The organism is Corynebacterium sp. 5QC2CO (genome assembly GCF_024580435.1).
In the GTDB taxonomy this organism is placed as follows: Bacteria; Actinomycetota; Actinomycetes; order Mycobacteriales; family Mycobacteriaceae; genus Corynebacterium; species Corynebacterium jeikeium_D.
In genome coordinates, this window is record NZ_JANIKI010000008.1 from 24,913 (window position 1) to 42,075 (window position 17,163).

Consider the following 17,163-nt stretch of genomic DNA (forward strand, 5'->3'; position numbering starts at 1 on the left):
TGATAAAAATGTTCCGACTTCAAGGCGTTAAGTGTAAAGTTCTCGGCGGACTTCAAAATGCCAGGTAGTGACACGTTTATCAAACTGTTATTATTCCGCTATAAGGGGAGTGTCTAGTTGTAACAGCTTGGTAACGGTTTAGTTCTATCGATGGTAACAACCGGGCCTCGAGCGGTTTTCTGGACAAACGGCTAGACAAAACTTGATGCCATTTCGTAACCTTATCGAGACATTGAAACGGGGCCACTGAGTTGGTGCCGATCATTGATAAGAAAACACAGAGCCTTATCGAAGGTCCTGAGGGTCTAAGTAGTGAGAGCCTCAGAGGATTCGAGCCGGGGACCCACCTCGAACCATGGGGTGAATCCCAAAGGGAAATCCCGGAGGGTAGGAAGTCTTCCATTCTTCCGAACCCGTCAGCTAACCCGGTCGGCTAAACAGGAAGATTTTGGAGTTTCAAAACAATGGGCAAGCACCACCGCCGTTCTAACTTTGCACGCAACGCAGTCGCATTTGGCGCAACCGTCGCCGGCGTTACCGCTCTCGCAGTTCCGACCGCTAACGCTAACCCGCTGAACGACATCCAGGGCGCACTGAACGGCTTCGATACCCCGCAGGTTGCAGGTCTGCAGGATGTTGTTGGCAAGTTCGATGATGTTGCAGGTCAGGTTACCTCTGGCAGCGTTGCAAACGTTGCAGCACCGTCCACTGGTTCGGCTATCGTCTCCGCTGCACGTTCCAAGATCGGTTCCCCGTACGTGTGGGGCGCTACCGGTCCGAACTCGTTCGACTGCTCCGGTCTGACCTCCTGGGCATACCAGCAGGTCGGTAAGTCGATCCCGCGCACCTCCCAGGCGCAGGCTTCCCAGGGCACCGCGGTCTCCAGCCCGGCACTGGGTGACATCGTCTCCTTCTACTCTGGTGCTACCCACGTCGGCATCTTCTCCGGTAACGGCAACGTGATTCACGCTCCGCAGTCCGGCGATGTCGTCAAGGAAGCTCCGATGAACTACATGCCGGTTCACAACTTCGTCCGCTTCTAATCTGTTTGAACGGATGACAACCTGCGGGGCTTAGATGTCCCCGCAGAGCCTTGGCTCTCTTTTTAGTGAGGGGCACTGAGGCGAGCGCCCGGGTGCTGACGCTATGCGCGTCGTAAAGCACTATAGGGAAGCTCGCCTCATTTTTGTTTTTGTACTGCGGTTACGCAATGCGTGGAGTCGAAGGGCTATCCTGGTTACTCCCTTTGGATACCCCTTTGTGCTGGCGGTTTGTCGGTGTGTTGTTCCGCGGCAAGGCTGCTACAATTTGCTCGAATGCGTCAAGTGGTTTGATGTTTTGTTTTTCGGGGAAGAAATTTGAATACACAACTTGAAAAGGGTTTGGATTTGTCGCGTCACCGTGCCTCTCGTCGTCGCCACAACTCTCGTCGCGGTGTAGTCGGGCTTACGGTCGTGACTGGGCTAACCTTTGGCGCCATAGGTTTGGCCCCGATTGCGTCTGCGCAGGATGAACAGCCAGCCCCGGATCTGGCTACTGCAGACGGCATTATTGCCGAGCTGGAGAGGATTTCTCGGGATACAGAAGCGGTTTCTGAGGAAGTTACCGAGCTGGATTCCCAGGTTCAGGCCAAGGAAGAGGAACTCCGGCACGCCGAAGGGGAACTGAAGCACTCTGAGGATCAGGTTCTCCGAGCACAGGATGATCTCAAGGCGCTCTCTGGTGAGATTTCCTACTTCGCGAAGAAGCGGATGCGTGGTGAAATCGTCGACCCGTTGTCTGCCGCCCTGGGATCTGCCAGTGCTCAGGACGCTATCGACCGTGCCGGTTACATCAACAAGATGTTCCGCGACAACGATGAAGTGGTCAGCCGTGCGGTGCAAGCCCGCAAGGATGCCGAGGATGGCAAGGCCAATGCGCTGCGTCTGCAGGGCGATATCCGCAAGCAGCTCGATGACCTGGCTAAGCGTCGCGATGATTTGGACAAGCGCAGCGCCGAATTTGATGAGCGCGCCGAGCATGTCAAGTCCATGGTTGAATCGCTGAGCCCCGAACAGCGGGAAATCTGGATTTCCAAAAACAACCCAATTACCGAAGGGCTGGACAAACTGCTCGGATCTTCCGCCGCAGTTGATGCCGCTCTGTCGAAGCTGGGTTCCCCGTACTCGTGGGGAGCTGCTGGTCCCTCTGAGTTCGATTGCTCCGGTCTGATGTACTGGGCGTACCAGCAGATTGGTAAGTCCATCCCGCGTACCTCGCAGGCGCAGCTCGCCGGTGGTACTCCGGTGAGCCGCGACCAGCTGCAGCCGGGCGACATCATCGGTTACTACCCGGGAATCACGCACGTGGGCATGTACATCGGCAACGGCCAGATTGTCCATGCCTCCGACTACGGTATTCCAGTCCAGGTCGTTTCCATTGACCAGGGTGGCCCGTACCAAGGCGCTGTCCGCTTCTAACAAGCGGCAGGTGGCTTAGCGTCTTTTTTAGTCAAGGTAGATAAACTCGGCTCCATGTCTGCGCGCGTACTGCTCATTACGAATGACTTCCCGCCTCGCGATGGTGGAATCGAGTCCTACCTGCGTGATTTCTGTGCTCGTTTGGATCCGGAGAACCTCGTAGTCCTCGCGTCCTCGCGAGCCCCCAAAGAAAAGCTCCGCGCCTACGACGAGTCGCTACCGTACCGTGTTTATCGCATGCGTGATTCCGTGCTGCTGCCACTGCCACACGTAGCTCGTCGCGCCGCTCAGATTATTCGCACCGAACGCATTGACACCGTCTGGTTTGGTGCCGCCGCGCCACTTGGTTTGCTTGCCGACGCATGCCGTCGCGCAGGTGCCACCCGCATCGTTGCTACCACTCACGGACATGAAGTGGGCTGGTCGATGCTGCCTTTGGCCCGCCAGATGCTGGGGCGCATTGGTAAGAGCTCCGATGTTGTGACCTATATTTCCCGCTACACCCGTGGTCGATTTGCGGCAGCATTTGGTCCGCAAACAGCATTTGAACGCCTGCCTTCCGGTGTCGATATCGAGCGATTTTCCCCGGATCCCGAGGCGGGACAGAAGATCCGGCAGCACCACGGAATCGGTGAGTCCCAGCCGCTTATCGTCTGTATTTCTCGGCTAGTGCGCCGAAAAGGCCAAGATATGCTGATTCGCAGCATGCCTAAGGTTCTTGAGCAGCACCCAGATGCCAGGTTGCTGATTGTGGGCGTTGGTCCGTTGAATCGAGAATTGGAGAAGCTGGCAGTAAAGCTCGGGGTCGCCGAGCAGGTCATTTTTGCCGGCAAGGTCTCCTATGACAATCTCCCCGCGTATTACAATGCGGCCAGCATTTTTGCCATGCCCGCCCGAACTCGCGGACGTGGACTCGATGTAGAAGGCCTCGGCATTGTCTACTTGGAAGCACAGGCCTGCGGTGTCCCCGTCATAGCTGGCAAGTCTGGTGGTGCTCCGGAGACAGTTATCGATGGCGAAACTGGCATCGTTGTCGACGGGGCCTCGAAGCGCAGCGTCGCCACCGGGCTGGTTGAGATTTTGGATGATCCGGAGCGCGCGGCGGCGATGGGAGCCTGTGGTCGGAAGCATGTTGTGCAGTCGTGGACCTGGGAGGTCATGGCTGCTCGGGCTCGCCGAATTCTCCGAACCTGCGCAATCCCTTTATAATCAACTGTTATGTCCACCGATATTCCGATTCATCCGAGCTCAGACGAGTCCGACGCCGCTGATCGCCCGGCTATCGGTTTTGATATTGGTGGAACAAACCTGCGCGCTGCAGTGGTCAGCGCTGATGGGCAGGTGTTGTATCGAGTTCAGACTAGTTCTGACGGCAGTGTGGATGCCATTGAGCGTGGCATTGTCCAGACATCCGAGCGCTTGGTTGAACGCTTTCCAGATGTCAGCGCCATCGGTTTAGCTGTAGCTGGTTTTTTGGATTCTGACCGCCAGACGGTTCGTTTTGCCCCGCATCTGCCGTGGCGCGATGCGAACGTCGTCAAGCGTTTATCCTTGCTTCTCCCATGCCCTCTGCAGCTTGAGCACGATGCCAACTCAGCCGCTTGGGGCGAGTATCGCTTCGGTGCGGCTCGCGGTGCGGATAATTGGGTGCTGTTTGCGCTGGGTACGGGAATCGGTGGCGCGATGATGCAGGGTGGTGAGATTTACCGTGGGGCGTACGGCACGGCGCCGGAATTCGGCCACCTCACCGTTGTGCCGGATGGTCGTCCCTGCTCCTGCGGAAAGCGTGGTTGCTTGGAGCGTTACTGCTCGGGTACGGCGTTGGTTACCACCGCTCAGGAGCTCTCTGAAACCGGTCGCTACTTCTCGCGGCTTACCGACGGCCTCGTGGCCGGCTCAGTAACTGGTACCGATGTCGTCTCGGCTGCTCGGCAGGGGGATGAATTGGCTCTAGCTGCGATTGATGACTTTGCTACCTGGCTCGGGCGTGGTCTGTCGATGGTGGGCGATGTCTTTGATCCGGAATTGATTGTTATCGGTGGCGGTGTTGCCTCGGCATCTGATCTATACCTGGACAAGGCCAAGGCCGAGTTTGCCCGCAATCTCACCGGTGCTGGCTATCGTCCGGTGGCGGATGTACGGGTCGCTGAACTGGGTGCGGATGCCGGGTTGATTGGTGCGGCGGATATTGCGCGCAGCGTTGTGGCTGCCGAGGGTGCGGCATCGTCGTAAAGCGTCAATTGGGGGATTGCAGGGGAATTCGCCCGCGAAAAGGTGGGGGAATAGCTGCGGAGATGGATCACCGGACCACGTGAACCTGTATAGTTTTAAACTGTGAATAATCGCTGGTACAAGTTCTTTAAGTACATCCTCATTGGCCCTTGGCTGCGGATCTATAATCGCCCGTACTACATCGGTGGTGAGAAGATTCCTAAGGAAGGTCCAGCGCTGATGGCGTCGAACCACCTTGCTGTGATGGATCACTTTTTCTTCCCACTGGTCTGCCGTCGTCAGCTGACGTTCCTGGCGAAGGCGGAGTACTTCACCACGCCGGGCTTTGTCGGCGGTATCCAGAAGTTCTTCTTCTCCTCGGTGGGGCAGGTGCCGATTGACCGTACCTCTGGTGATGCAGCTCGCGATGCGCTGAACGCCGGCTTGAAGGTGCTGTCACGCGGTGACCTGCTGGGCATTTCCTTGGAGGGCACTCGTAGTCCGGATGGTCGACTGTACCGCGGTAAAACCGGCGCGGCGCGTGTAGCGTTGGAGGCCGGTGTGCCGGTGTTCCCAATGGCGATGATCGATACGGAGAAGGCCAACCCGATTGGTTCGTGGATTCCTCGTCCGGTGAAGGTCGGCACGATTATCGGCGATCCGATTGATCCGTCGGAGTACAAAGCTAAGTACAGCGATGAGTATGAAGCGGCCAGGGCACTGACGGATGACCTGATTAAGGAAATTCAGAAGCTTTCTGGTCAGGAATATGTCGATGCCTATGCGACTGATGTGAAGAAGTCCTTGGAGGCCGGCACCGGCTATCCAGCGGGAACCGAGCCGGGTGGAGAGCTGACCACTCCGGCTCCGGGGCCGAAGCCGACCCCTCGTCGCTGGTTTCGACGCGCTCGCTAGAATAATTAGGCGCAGATAGTTTTCGCGACAGTGGGGCTGCACACTTCCTATGGCGATTCGGTGCATGGGGAAGATTTGCTCGGTAGGGCTCCACGGTCTTTTGGTCGCGAGGTAGCCGACGCGAGGCCGAGGCTGGAGAGGATTCCACACCGTGCGTTATTTTTATGACACCGAGTTTATTGAAGACGGCAAGACTATTGATCTTGTCTCCATCGGTGTCGTAGCTGAGGACGGCCGCGAGTACTACGCGGTGTCTACCGAGTTCAATGAGAGCAAGGCCGGGCCGTGGGTTCGGGCCAATGTGCTCAATCAGCTGCCCAACCCCTCATCTCCGCTGTGGAAGAACCGGGACACGATCCGCGAGGAACTGCTGGCATTTTTCACCGAACCCGGTACGGGCAGTCCAGAGCTGTGGGCCTGGGTAGGCGCTTACGACCACATTGCGTTGGTGCAGCTTTGGGGGGATATGACCAAGCTGCCGCAGTTCATGCCACGCTATACCCGGGAACTCAAGCAGTACTGGGAGATGGCGGGCAAGCCACGGTTGCCGAAACAGACTGCAGGTAAGCATGACGCGCTGGCAGATGCCCAACACAATCTGCTGAAGTTTCAAAAGATTGCACAGAAGTTGCCGCTCGATTAAGCAGCGGAATTCGCATATTTGGTGACCTGACTAACACCCTTCTGGCAGGGGCACTACAATGAACTTCTGTGAGTTGGACTATTGATCTCCCTGTAGATGACCTGCCCGATCTGCCACCGCTTCCCGGCGACATGGCTGAGCGCTTTGCTGATGTCGTATCCCGCCAAGCCCTACAGCAGCCAAGCTGGGATGCTCGCGCCGCTGCAAACGTGCGTCGCATTCTCGAATCGGTGCCGCCAATTGTGGTCGCGCCTGAGGTTCGTAAGCTTCGTCAGGAGCTTGCCGACGTCGCTAATGGTAAGGCCTTCCTGCTGCAGGGCGGTGATTGTGCGGAGACCTTTGAGTCCAATACTGAGCCGCACATTCGCGCCAATGTGAAGACCTTGCTGCAGATGGCCGTTGTGCTGACCTACGGTGCATCCACCCCGGTCGTAAAGATGGCTCGTATCGCTGGTCAGTACGCCAAGCCGCGCTCGAAGGACATCGACGGCGACGGTTTGCTTAGCTACCGCGGTGACATGGTCAACGGCGTTGAGCCGACCGAAGAAGCTCGAGTTCACGACCCAGCTCGAATGGTGCGTGCTTACGCCAATGCCTCCGCGGCGATGAACCTGGTACGTGCACTGACAGGTTCGGGCACCGCTGACCTGCACCGTCTGCACGAGTGGAACCGTGAGTTCGTCAGCAACTCGCCGGCTGGCGCCCGCTACGAGGACCTGGCACGCGAGATTGATCACGCACTGCAGTTCATGGCCGCCTGTGGTGTTGCGGACTCGAACCTGCAGACCGCGCAGATTTACTGCTCGCATGAGGCACTGGTTGTTGACTACGAGCGCGCTATGCTTCGCCTGTCTGAAAACGATGGCAATCAGGAGCTATTCAACCTCTCCGCGCATCAGCTGTGGATTGGTGAGCGCACCCGTGGCATTGAAGACTTCCACATCAACCTGGCTGCCATGATTGGCAACCCCGTCGGTGTGAAGATTGGCCCGACCACCACGCCGGAGGAGGCTGTCGCTTACGCCGACAAGCTCGATCCGTTCTTCCAGCCTGGTCGCCTGACCCTGACTTCGCGTCTGGGCAATGACAAGGTTCGCTCCGTGCTGCCTCCCATCGTTGAGGCGGTGGAAGCTTCTGGTCACAAGGTCATTTGGCAGTGCGACCCGATGCATGGCAACACTTACTCGGCCTCCAATGGTTACAAGACCCGCCACTTCGACCGCATTGTCGACGAGGTTCAGGGCTTCTTCGAGGTGCACCGCTCGATCGGTTCGCACCCGGGTGGTATCCACGTGGAGCTGACCGGCGAAGATGTCACCGAGTGCCTCGGTGGCGCGCAGGACATTTCCGATGTCGACCTGCCAGGCCGTTACGCATCCGCCTGTGACCCGCGTTTGAACACTCAGCAGTCGCTGGAGCTGGCCTTCCTGGTTGCCGAGATGCTGCGCAACTAGTTGCAACTAGCTCAGCTAGGTACAACTAGCCCAGCTAGTGCAGCGCCGCACTTTTTACAGAGTGCTGACCGAAATGCTGTCACCCGCCGTGGCCTTAGCGCCCGGTCGGGGTGACTGCAATACGATGCGGTCGTCCTCGTTCGCAGAGCCGTCGATGTCGAGCTGAAGATGCTGTTTCTCCGCTTCACGACGTGCCTGCGAAACAGTTTTACCCAGCAGCTGCGGAACCTTCACCGCTCTGGATACGGTCAGCGTGACAGTCGCATCATTGGGGTTAACCAGACGACCTGCACTCGGTGAGACTGCGTCGACACGGCCGTAGTCGCGCGAGGAGGAGGACGCGTCTTTTACTTCGCTTACCTCAATGCCTTCGCGCTGCAGAATTTGGCGAGCAGTATCCTCCGACTTGCCCACTACATTGGGCACTTCGATGCCGTTATTAATGGTCAACGTCACAGAACTACCGCGTTCGAGGCCAGTGCCTTCCTCAGGGGACACGGAAAGAACCTCATCCGGCTCAGCAGAGGAGGAGAACTCCGCCGATACTTCTCGGACCTCCAGCCCGGCCTTGCTCAACAGCTCACGAGCTTCATCCTCTTGAAGCCCCACGATCTTTGGCACCTTCACCGGTGCTGGCCCCTTGGAGTAATGCACAGTCACAACTGAGCCAACTTCGACGGTCTGTCCTGGAGCAGGAACCGCATATACCAAGCCGCCGGTGGAGACATCATCGGAAAAGACGGGGTCTCCGACCTCTTCTTTCAACGTCCGCTTAGCTAGGGCAGCGCTGAATACTTCCTTTGAGTGGTTCGCGGGATATGCAGGCACCGTCGGGCGGCCGAGGCTGACCAGTACGCGAACATCATCACCGCGGACAACCCGCGCTCCAGCCAGAGGGTCCGAGCCAATAATCTGGGACACTGCGACATCGTTGTCGTAGCGCTCATCAACCACCGGTTCAAAGCCCGCCTCACTGATTGCGGTCATCGCCTGTGGTTGCGACAGCCCAGTGATAGAGGGCACTTCGCCGTAACGGCCAGAGCCCAGCCACCATGCGCCAAGCCCCATGCCCAACGTGGCAACCAGGGCGATAATCAGCCACAATGCGCATCCGCGGCGCGTTCGCTGTCGGGTAGCGCGACGGCTTTTCGGCGTCTGAGTCTGAGCAGATCGCGGCTGCGGATGCTGTGGGTGCTGTGGGCTCTGAGTGCCCGGCGGCGGATATTCCGGAGCGCCCGGAACGTCGGCCGGTACGAGAGCTCCACCAGACGGCTCCGGGGATTCCCAGCCAGTGGGGTTGTACTCGTCATAGCGATCGAAAGTGCGTGTCAGCCCCGCATTCGGGTCGTCGAAATCATCGAAAATATTCGGTGGTCCCGGTGGTCGGGAAGAAACGGGGCTACCGGGGGCGTCCGTCGAGAAGCCATAGCCGTCGTGACCGAAGCGCTCGGGTGCCGTCTCTGCGGTGCCGTGTCTGTCATCGAAATGGTCGTTGCCCGGTCGGTGGAAGTCCTCTGTGAGCCCCTCCATGGCGGCAGCGTTGGCGGCTGCTGAATTTACGGGCGACGGCACGCGGAATGGTGGCAGCGCAAGTTTGTCCGCAATGTCTTCGAGTGCGTCACCGAATTCCTCGGCAGTCTCAAACCGATCCTCCGGCCTGCGGGAACAAGCGTGGGCGACCAACTCGTCGAACTCCTCGGGAACGCCGTCGATGAGCTCCGAGGGTGGCGGGACATCTTCGTTCAATCGCTTCATGGCAACGCCGAGCGAAGAATCGGCGATGAATGGAGTGGTGCCGGTAAGCAGCTCAAAGAGCAGAATACCCGCCGAATACACATCGGAGGCAGGGGAGATAGATTCACCCGTGACCTGCTCCGGAGCCAGATAAGCGACGGTGCCGACGATGACCGAGTTAGAGGTCACCTTGGCATCAGCGGCCGCCCGCACTAGACCGAAGTCCGCCAGCTTCACTCGCCCGTCCGAGGCAATCAGCACATTTTCGGGCTTGATATCTCGGTGCACCATGCCGCGGGAATGCGCCACCGATAGGGCGCGCAGAACCGAGCGCATCACGACGGCAGCTGCATGCGGAGGCATCGGACCGCGCTGACGGAGCAGCTCGCGGAGGGTCCCACCGTCGACGAATTCCATAATGAGGAACACATGCCCCGCCGGGTCCGTGCCCTGGTCGTAGACGTTGACGAGCGACTCGTCATTGAGGTGCGCGACCGCGCGGGCCTCACGTTCGAAGCGGATGCGGAAAGACTCGTCATCGACAAAACGCGGATCCATGACCTTTGCGGCCACCCTGCGATCGAGCCGCAAATCGGTGGCGCAGTACACGGTGCTCATGCCACCGTGTGCGATGGTGGCTCCGATACGGTAGCGACCATCGAGAATCTGCCCCTCGACAAGCTGCGACATAAACCAGCCTTCCCTGTTCCAATCAGTTGCTTCTAATAAGTATATGGGGACGTACCTACTGCAAGGCCAACGCGCTAAAGTGACCAGTGTGAGAAAGATTCCAACTTGCCACGATGTCCTGAGCGCCGACGAACCCACTCTCGCGCTGCCCGATGCCGCTGACCTCATTGGCGTCACCGTCACTCGAATTCACGCGTTGCTGCAGGAGGGTCGTCTTATTGCAGTCCACCGCGACGGCATTGCACAAATTCCCGCCCGCTTCTTTGAAGATGACGAGGTCGCGCGTTTTGTACCTGGCGCACTCGCATTGCTTGCCGACGGCGGCTATACGCGAGAAGAAACGCTGGAGTGGCTATTCACCGAAGATGAATCTCTGCCTGGGCGTCCGGTGGATGCCTTGCACGGTCACCTCGCACGCGAAGTAATGCGCCGCGCACAGGCTATGGCGTTGTAAAACCCGGACGGCGTCCCACGCCCGCGTCCTACGCCCCCGATAGCTCCTGTCGTAATCGCCCGGCGACTGCTGTGAAAAGCAGCGGGAGGGCGATTTTTGCTTTTCGAGCGCGTCCCACGTGAGCGCGTTGCGCAAAGACGTTGTAGTTCATGCGCTCAATTTCGCCGAGAATATCAGAGTAGAGAATCTCCGCGGCACGGATAGCCTGACGTCCTGGCACCTCCAACATGTTCACGCCGCTGCTGGCTTCGGCATAGAGCGCGCGGTTGCGAGCGATGAAGTAGGCCAATGCCTGACGTACCGCCGGGGTCGTCTGTCCCGTGGTGGCACAGTAGCCGATCTCTTCGGTACCCACTCCGAAGGCCTCCCACTCATTCAGTGGTAGGTAAATACGGCCACGGCGAAAATCCTCGGCGATGTCGCGAAGGAAATTTGTTACCTGAAAGGCTTTTCCCAGGCACTCTGCGTAGGGGGTGGCTTCCTCACAGGAGATCCCTGTGCGGGTGCCTAGGATGGGCATCATCTCAAGGCCGATGACTGCTGCGGAGCCCCACATATACGAGTCGAGCTGCTCCCATGTTTCAAAATGCGCGATATGGCAGGATGTGTCGGGCACGTCCATCAGCATGGAGTGAACAAAGTCCGCAGAGAGCTGTGGATCGATGTCGTAGTCGCGAAAAGTCTGTGCGGCCGCCGAGATGACGGCACGGTCGCGGTCGCGGTGGACGTCGTCAAGCGAACCGATGACGACAGCTGAGTGGAAAAGCTCGCTTAAGCGTGTGACCGTGGCTTCGATGTGCGTGGGCGAGCGGTCGGCATCGGCGGGGCAGTCGACGTAGTCATCGACAATGCGCGCCCAGGCGTAGAGAGACCACACCGCACGCTGTTGGCGGGGTGTCAAAAGCCTCGTGGCCAGGGAATACGTGCGACCGTGGGAGGCCATAATGTCGCGGCAGAGCTCGTAGGACTGTGGTAGCGCGATGGTCGAGAGAGGCTGTGGGGTGGGCATGGACAACTATGCGACCTCGGTCGACCGCGGCAGGGGCGCCACCGTGGAATCCGTGTTTGCGGCGGTTTTATCGTCGCGCCACGGGTACTTCCAGCTGAATTGTCCAGTGGTCAGCCAGCCGACGGCCAACCAGCCGAGAACGGTGATGATAACCATCCAGGGCACGTCGTAGAAGCGGTGATTGCCGCCGCCGGCGAACGACAGCGACAGGATGAATGTGAACAACACGGTGCCTTGAATCACCCATCGTGGCGGGCGAATCGTTCCCATGGGAGTCAACAAGCTGGCGTAGTACCAGGGCAGTGCCACGGCATTAAAGACGCAGGCCACCACATAGGCGGCAATCATGCCAGCGACATTGTTACGAGGGGTGGCTCGGAAGTAGAACCAGGAGATCACGAGTCCCACCAGCATGATGATAGAGGAGACCACGCGTGTGTGGCTGACGATGACGTTGAAACCGATGTCGTCGTTGAACCACGCCATGACGCCGGAGATCACACCAGCGACCGCTGACGGTGCTGCCAGGGGGTTAATCACCTTGGTATTGCCACTGATCTCGGAGATCCAGCCCCAGCTCGAGCCGGTCAGCCACGTCACCACTGCAAGCGTGCCGACGCAGACTGCGACCAACACGATGCCCACACCGGCAATCGCCGGAATCTTGCGCAGCATCTCTTGAACCGTGGTGATGGGCTCGCGCCTGGTCAACATAATCCACACGACGAAGGGCAGCGCCAGGACAGCGGTGGCTTTCAGCGCGACGCCGATTCCGATGAGGACAGCAGCGCCTAGGCCGCCCCGCATGTGCTCCATGCGCAGTGCAGCGACTAGCGCCAGGCTGACCAAACCAACCATCAGTGCCTCGTTGTGCATACCCGCAATCAGATGCAGTAGCACCAGTGGATTGAGCACACCGAGCCACTGTGCGAAAGCCGGATTTGCTCCAAGCTCCCGGGCGATTCGCGGGATCGACCAGACAATGGCTGCGAAGCCCAGCAGGCACACAATGCGGTAGAGAATCACGCCGACGGTGATGTTGTCGCCGACAATCCGCGTGATGACCTCGCCAATTCCCAGATGCAGCGGGCCATACGGGGTGGTGGTGTTTCGCCAGTCTGCGGATACCTCCAGCAACATCGGCCCTGGATTAGCTGCAGCTCCCTCGGTGTAGGGATCAACCCCATCGCGGACCATCGCGCCCTGCATGAGATACGAATAGACATCGCGAGAGAACAGCGGTGCGGCCAGCGCGAGGGGAATTGCCCAGGCCAACAGGATTGAATTAAACCGACGCAACGTGGACTCATCGCCGCCAGCGTTCGCTGGAACCGCAGCGTCTGCTACGTCGCCAGCATGGGCAGAACCGGCCACAATGTCCCGGATAGTCCCTTTCGAGAACAGCAGTTCCCGCCCGATGCGCAGCCACGAGATAAGCAGCAGGGCGATGCCTACCCAAATCACAATCTCACAGAAAATCTGACCGTGACCGTAGGTGATCCAGTCAAGTCCCAGAGCGTGGACAAGGCCGCCACGGTAGCGGTTCGCGCCGGAACCGTAGGAGCCCAGAGCAATGAGGATGCCACCGTAGACACCCAGCTGGGCACTCCGCGATAAATTCATGTCAACCTAAACAATCGATACATTGCTGATGCATTAATCCTAGTTGGTCAGTGACCACCGGCAGACATCCGGGAGACATTCACGAACTAAGGCGTTTCAAACCGCTGTGCTGCAAGTCGTCCCGAAATCATGACCGTCGGCACGCCAACCCCCGGCACCGTCGTCGATCCCGCCAGCGTCAGATTCTTTGGCATCTTCGGAGAGAAGTTGCGGGGACGGAACGGCCCCGTCTGTCGGAACAGATGCGCCAGCCCAAACGGGGAGCCAACGCCCATATCGCGTTCTTGCCACTGCTGAGGGGTATCGATCCGACCGACTCGCCACTTCGTAGAAATCCCGGTCAGTCCGCGCCGCTCCAGTTCAGCGGCTATTTTCGCGACATAGTCCCCACCAATTCGCGACCACATCAGATTGGCTGACTGCAAGTTGGGGCACGGCGCGAGCACACTGACGGGCTCCCACTGCACGCCATTCGCATCTGTGACAATACGCTCCGGTGCGCTCACCGCAGGCCGGGTGACCAGCAATGATGGGTCCGACATTAGCTTTCCATGGCGCGGTGACGAGATCTCTTCAAAGGTCTCGTTCCACTTTTCGCCAAACGAAATCAGGTGATGCCGTTTCGGCCACGTCGCAGTCTCCGAAACCGGAATCAGTCCGTGCGCCACCACCGCCGATGGGGAAAATCGCACTGGGAACAGCCGCCGCGCTCCCGTCCGCTTTACGACGCTCCGAAGGCCCCGCCGCTTCGATGAGCTACTGGCGGCAGAGGTAGTCGCGTCGTGAAGCCAGCTCTGCACCACAGGTAAATCGGTAGTAGCGATGACGGCATCGGTGGGACGCTCGCCAGTTGCCGTGGTGATGGCGGAGACAAATCCTGCCTCGTCGAGTTTCAGCCCAGTGACATCAACGCCGAAGTCGATGGTTCCGCCAGCTCGACGGACGGCCTCGGCGAGCAACTCGCTGACGGCGCCTATACCCGAACCGAATGCGGGGGAGTGCGGATAGTAAACCCCCATCGAGGTATCCATGTGGGAAATGCAGCCGTAGACCGCACGGGCCTTAGCGGGAGGTACACCTGCGTAAAGCGCCTGGAAGCTGAAAACGCGAGCGAGATCATTATCTCCGAGGAAGGCACGAATCTTAGGTTCGAGGGCGCCGAAGGCACCGAGTCGGAGGAGCGTAGTGAGGTCGCGAAGCGCGCCGGGCCCGGTGAATAGGTCCGTAACGCGGTCAAAGCTGCGGGACATGAAGTTGTCGAAGCAGGCATTGAAGAGAGTTTGCAGCCACGTGCGGAGTTTGCGGTAACCGGCGACGGTGGAGTCAGAGGCGCCGAAGCGGGCGAGTTCATCGGCCATCATGTCTTCGTTGGAAAACACGTCGAGTCCGCCGCGGGTGGCAAATTCCGCACGGTAGGTGGGCGTGATTGGGGAGGCCGAAAAACCCGGGTCGATATCGCGCGTGTAGAGGCCGACGGCGGCGAGGGCATCGTCGACAAGCGAGGGCATGGTCCATACAGTTGCGCCAGTGTCGAAGACTGCGGTGAGCGATTGCCCGTCGATATCGACTGTGATGGGTTCACTGGCGCAGCGTCCGCCGACGAAACTTTCCCGCTCGACAACGGTGACATCGTAGCCATCGGCGATGGCGTAGAGCGCGGCGGTAAGTCCGGACAGGCCTGCGCCGATGATGGTCAGTCGTGGTTTGGAGCCCTTATGAGGACGAGTGACCGCACGTCGCAAACGCGGAAAATTACTGGGGGCACGAGTGGGGGAAGCAGCGGGCATGACTACGCAACACCTGGTCTAATGCTGACGAGCGGTGGCGCGAACGCCCATAGCAATGAGGTTCTCGCGCGAGGTTGCAGGTAGGTCGGCATTCTCGATAGTGGAGAAAGCGCGGCTGGTCAGACGGTCAATTTCACGTTCGACGGCATCGGCAGCGCCGGAATCAGCGATGAGATTTCGTAGCTCATCAATATCTGCAGCAGACGAGACCGCTCCCAGGCGTTCATCGATAAAGCGGGCCTTTTCAGGTGCGGAATCGAGGTAGAGGCTTAAAGCCTGGCCGACCAGTACGGTTCGCTTGCCCTCGCGGAGGTCATCGCCGGCGGGCTTGCCCGTGACCTCGGGATCGCCGAAAACGCCCAGCTGATCGTCGCGGAGCTGGAATGCCACGCCGATGTCGCGGCCGAAGCTGCGGTAGGCCTCAACCAATTCCGCTGGGGCGCCGGCAATCGCGGCACCAATGTGGAGCGGCCGTTCGATGGTGTAGGCGGCGGTCTTGAACAGATTGATTTTCTCAGCGGTCTCGACGCGACTGTCCCGGCTGGCTTCGGCCGTGATATCGAGCAGTTGGCCGCCAAGTACTTCAGTGCGCATCGCCCGCCAGGGGACAAGTGCGCGGGTTAGCGCCTCCGAGCTGAGGCCTGAAGAGTGCATCATGTCATCAGCCCAGGTCAGGGCGACATCGCCGATGAGAATCGCGGCGGAAATACCGAAGCGGTCGGCGGCTCCATTCCAGCTATTGGCCTCGTGCTTGGCCTCGAATACCTTGTGGATAGTCGGTGCGCCACGGCGCGTATCAGCGTCATCGATGATGTCGTCATGAATGAGTGCACAGGCTTGAATGAGTTCCAAGGCACTCACCGCGTTCATTACAGCCAGCGAATCCTCGGCTGGGGAGAAACGGCCTTCGAGGCCGCCTGCTCCCAACCACCCCTGCCAGGCGAAGGCTGGGCGCACGCGCTTGCCCCCATTGAGGACGAAGGAGTGGAGCGAATCTATGGCCTCGGTGTACACCGCATCGACCGATGCGACATCGTCGCCACGGCTTTTGAGGTAATTCTCCAGCGTTTTGGTAACAGTAGCTGGTACTTCGCGGGGCTGTAGCGCGGCCAAATCCAGTTCTTCGCTCATGTGAGCCTCTCGTCGATGACGGGTAATGCTGACTCAAGAATAGGACACCGCTTAGTATGAGTGACTATGTCCTCAACAATGCCACTGTCGCCAGGCCGCCAAGTGACGATCCGCCAGGCGCTTTCAATGCCGAGCGCGGGCAGTATTCCCTTCTCGGTCGAGTTCATGCCCCCGCGTGACGACGCGGCCGAGGAACGTCTTCTCCGAGCAGCTGAGGCTTTCCATGATCTTGGTGCCTCCTTTGCATCGGTGACCTACGGCGCCGGTGGTTCTAGTCGCGACCGCACCCTGCGAATCGCCCAGCGCGTTTCGAGGCAGCCGCTTACAACGCTTGTGCACCTGACATTGGTAGAGCACACTGTCGACGAGCTGCGGGAAATCCTGCGCTCTTATCTCAGCGCGGGGCTGACGAATCTGCTTGTTCTGCGTGGTGACCCGCCGGGAGACCCGCTTGGCCCTTGGGTGGAGACCGAGGGCGGTCTGCACTACGCCAGCGAATTGATTGAGCTGATTAAGGCTGAGCCGGAGTTCGAGAAATTTGAAATCGGCATTGCGTCGTTCCCGGAGGGACACTACCGCTCGCCGGATTTGGACCATGACACGCAGTACACGCTGGCCAAGCTGCGCGCGGGAGCCGAATACTCGATTACGCAGATGTTCTTCGATATTGAGCACTACCTGCGTCTTCGAGACCGCCTGGTGGAAGCCGACCCAGTGCACGGTGCCAAGCCCATCATTCCGGGGCTGATGCCGATTACATCGCTGCGCTCAGTGCGCAGGCAGGTTGAGCTCTCCGGGGCACAGTTGCCATCCGATTTGGAGGAACGCCTGATTAAGGCAGCAGATGGTGACGAGCAGGCCAATAAAGATGAGATTCGCAAGATTGGTATCGAGTTTTCGACCAACATGGCAGAGCGCCTCATCGCCGAGGGCGTACCGGGGCTGCACTTTATGACTATGAACTTCGCTCGCGCCTCGCAGGAGGTTTTGCACAACCTCGGCATGGCGCCCGCATGGGGCACCGGCCAGGATATGCTGCGCGGCGGTTTTTAA

Annotated in this window: 14 protein-coding genes and 1 riboswitch; of the genes, 9 read left to right on the forward strand and 5 right to left on the reverse strand. The window is 59.2% G+C overall.

The features are described from left to right. The first annotated feature begins 307 nt into the window (after window positions 1-307). Window positions 308-450: riboswitch (cyclic di-AMP (ydaO/yuaA leader) on the forward strand. Window positions 451-464: 14 nt separating this feature from the next. The 7 genes from NQ014_RS07745 (at window position 465) to NQ014_RS07775 (ending at window position 7,682) form a co-directional block, all read left to right on the forward strand. Further along, window positions 465-1,043, forward strand: coding sequence for a C40 family peptidase (locus NQ014_RS07745; RefSeq protein ID WP_257074617.1), 579 nt, complete (start codon window positions 465-467; stop codon window positions 1,041-1,043). Between the two features lie 345 nt (window positions 1,044-1,388). Further along, complete coding sequence (locus tag NQ014_RS07750) at window positions 1,389-2,459, forward strand: NlpC/P60 family protein (protein ID WP_373467715.1); 1,071 nt, start codon at window positions 1,389-1,391, stop codon at window positions 2,457-2,459. 54 nt (window positions 2,460-2,513) lie between these two features. After that, a complete protein-coding gene (locus tag NQ014_RS07755; protein ID WP_257074620.1) occupies window positions 2,514-3,668 on the forward strand; it encodes a glycosyltransferase family 4 protein in 1,155 nt (384 codons plus the stop codon). 9 nt (window positions 3,669-3,677) lie between these two features. Next, window positions 3,678-4,691: an ROK family glucokinase gene (locus NQ014_RS07760; RefSeq protein ID WP_257074621.1), complete on the forward strand. Its 1,014-nt coding sequence runs from the start codon at window positions 3,678-3,680 to the stop codon at window positions 4,689-4,691. A gap of 102 nt (window positions 4,692-4,793) precedes the next feature. Further along, complete coding sequence (locus NQ014_RS07765; protein ID WP_257074622.1) at window positions 4,794-5,585, forward strand: lysophospholipid acyltransferase family protein; 792 nt, start codon at window positions 4,794-4,796, stop codon at window positions 5,583-5,585. Between the two features lie 151 nt (window positions 5,586-5,736). After that, window positions 5,737-6,228, forward strand: coding sequence for a polyadenylate-specific 3'-exoribonuclease AS (locus tag NQ014_RS07770; protein WP_016423018.1), 492 nt, complete (start codon window positions 5,737-5,739; stop codon window positions 6,226-6,228). 68 nt (window positions 6,229-6,296) lie between these two features. Continuing rightward, a complete protein-coding gene (locus NQ014_RS07775) occupies window positions 6,297-7,682 on the forward strand; it encodes a class II 3-deoxy-7-phosphoheptulonate synthase (protein WP_005510339.1) in 1,386 nt (461 codons plus the stop codon). A 54-nt stretch (window positions 7,683-7,736) separates the two neighbouring features. On the opposite strand, the gene NQ014_RS07780 is transcribed toward NQ014_RS07775, so the two are convergent. Then, window positions 7,737-10,106 (reverse strand): Stk1 family PASTA domain-containing Ser/Thr kinase, encoded by a 2,370-nt coding sequence (locus NQ014_RS07780; RefSeq protein WP_257074623.1) that lies wholly within the window; start codon window positions 10,104-10,106, stop codon window positions 7,737-7,739. A gap of 79 nt (window positions 10,107-10,185) precedes the next feature. On the opposite strand from NQ014_RS07780, the gene NQ014_RS07785 reads away from it, so the two are divergent. Further along, a complete protein-coding gene (locus NQ014_RS07785) occupies window positions 10,186-10,560 on the forward strand; it encodes an Rv2175c family DNA-binding protein (protein WP_005510311.1) in 375 nt (124 codons plus the stop codon). A 28-nt stretch (window positions 10,561-10,588) separates the two neighbouring features. On the opposite strand, the gene NQ014_RS07790 is transcribed toward NQ014_RS07785, so the two are convergent. From NQ014_RS07790 to NQ014_RS07805, 4 genes are all read right to left on the reverse strand, one after another. Next, window positions 10,589-11,569, reverse strand: coding sequence for a phytoene/squalene synthase family protein (locus NQ014_RS07790; protein ID WP_257074624.1), 981 nt, complete (start codon window positions 11,567-11,569; stop codon window positions 10,589-10,591). 6 nt (window positions 11,570-11,575) lie between these two features. Further along, window positions 11,576-13,192, reverse strand: coding sequence for an alpha-(1->6)-mannopyranosyltransferase A (locus NQ014_RS07795; protein ID WP_257074625.1), 1,617 nt, complete (start codon window positions 13,190-13,192; stop codon window positions 11,576-11,578). An 86-nt stretch (window positions 13,193-13,278) separates the two neighbouring features. Further along, the gene (gene crtI, locus NQ014_RS07800; protein WP_257074627.1) at window positions 13,279-14,979 is read right to left on the reverse strand and encodes a phytoene desaturase family protein; all 1,701 of its coding nucleotides are present in this window, start codon (window positions 14,977-14,979) and stop codon (window positions 13,279-13,281) included. An 18-nt stretch (window positions 14,980-14,997) separates the two neighbouring features. Next, complete coding sequence (locus tag NQ014_RS07805) at window positions 14,998-16,110, reverse strand: polyprenyl synthetase family protein (protein WP_049170256.1); 1,113 nt, start codon at window positions 16,108-16,110, stop codon at window positions 14,998-15,000. Window positions 16,111-16,176: 66 nt separating this feature from the next. Between NQ014_RS07805 and metF the strand changes: the two genes are divergently transcribed. Then, window positions 16,177-17,163: a methylenetetrahydrofolate reductase [NAD(P)H] gene (gene metF / locus NQ014_RS07810; RefSeq protein WP_373467712.1), complete on the forward strand. Its 987-nt coding sequence runs from the start codon at window positions 16,177-16,179 to the stop codon at window positions 17,161-17,163.